General features: G+C 38.5%; 1 pseudogene. It reads right to left on the bottom strand.

Going from position 1 to position 1,674, the window contains the following annotated elements:
• Positions 1 to 52: 52 nt before the first annotated feature.
• Positions 53 to 1,552, bottom strand: a pseudogene (locus F6K49_RS46630) (IS5 family transposase).
• Between the last annotated feature and the right edge of the window lie 122 nt (positions 1,553 to 1,674).

The following is a 1,674-nucleotide window of genomic DNA, read 5'->3' as shown; positions in this document are numbered from 1 at the left end:
TAGGGCTTGCTGAATAAGTCGGTTAAAAACAACCGATGAATTATTTAATTATTTATGCCTGAAGCAAAGATGAGTGTTTATTGGTGACAAGTCCCATAATGATAACCTTTAATAACAATTTATTACCCAAAAAGGTGTTATTTTGTTTGAAGCACGAAAAAAAACAAAAAAACTGCCGCAGCAGGGCAGACAAATTCATGACTAAAAAAGTAATAGCAATAGCTGTTTGAGAAGTATGAGGAAGTTTAGCCATGACTCGGTTTAGGCTAAATCTACGTTTAGATACTCCAAATTTTCCTTCAATCCCATTACGAATTCTTTCGTCTTCTTTGGCTTGCTTCTTTTTTTATGGACTAATATTGGCTTTCGGTCTTCCTAAGGGAGGTCCACTTATTCTAATTCCCCTCTCTTTACAAAAGGCTCGATTAGAGCGGGTTCGATAAATTTTATCGACATGTACAGATTCTGGGTAAACTCCTGTGCGATGTTTGAAGGCTTCAATTTGAGTTTTTAAATCCCCTGATTCATTAAAGTTATCCCAGCTTATACGGTCTAAAAATACATATCCATCGATACAACTGACGGATAATTTCGCGCCAAACTCCACAGGTGTTCCGGCTTTTCCTCTGACAATGGGACGGATATGAGGTTGGGTTAAATTGACTATTCTGCTGTCAATTCTCTGTGTTTTATTGTCATACATCCATTGTTGTTGACGGTAGACTTCGGCAATCACCAGCAAGCTTTTATATTCCCTATTGCTCAAAGCCTCTAGCCTTGCCCCTGCTTGGATTAGCTGCTCGATGTGGGTATGGTTTCTTTTTATATATTGCAGTTGCTTTTTTATCGCTTTTCTTCTTTCTTTTTTTCTGGGTCTCCGTTGTTTCGCTACTTTTAAGTAATCTTTTCGAGCCAGGTTTCTATAGGTTTTTGGCTTTTTATTTACTTTTTCTCTCACGGTTTCATATAGGTGGTCTATTATTTCTTCACTGGCGACTCTAGCTTGATTTAATAACCCTAAGTCATTGGGATACCTTATATCTCCTGGTGCTGCGGTCGCATCGGATAGCAATTGCCCTGTATTTTTTTCCTCTTCTTTTCCTTCTAGGTTTTTTTTAGAGTTTTCATCTGATGATTCATTTTTTTTTTTTAATACCTCCAACACCATCTTTTCATTCACTTGGTTGACTAAATTTGCTGTTATTCTTTTCCTAAATCTTACCAAGAGTGATGGGTCAAACGGTGCTTCGTTGCTGTAAGTACTTCTACCTATAAAATATTGTAGGTAAGGATTTTCTTTTATCTGTTCTACTGTTTCTCGATCACTTATTCCTAATTTCTCTTTGATTATTAATGCACCCAATGCTATCCGAAATGGTAGGGCAGGTGCCCCCATTTCCACCGCAAAGTTTTTGGCGTATTCCTCTTCAAATTCTGACCATGGTACCAGATTAGCCATGATAACCCAACGGTTATTTTCTGATAACTTTCCCTCAAAGGGCAGCTCAAAATCTTCCGGTTGGTTCGGGGCTGAATCAACTTTTCGATACATTTTCCCTGATGGCGGTGCAAGGGTTTTAAAGGATTTTATCAGATTTCCTTGAACTTTAGCAACTCTCAAGGCGGCTCAAAGCCTTGATGGCCTTTGGTTTCCGGTTTGTGCAGCAAGCCCTA

The organism is Moorena sp. SIO3I6 (assembly GCF_010672095.1).
This window is presented reverse-complemented; position numbering and strand designations above follow the sequence as displayed.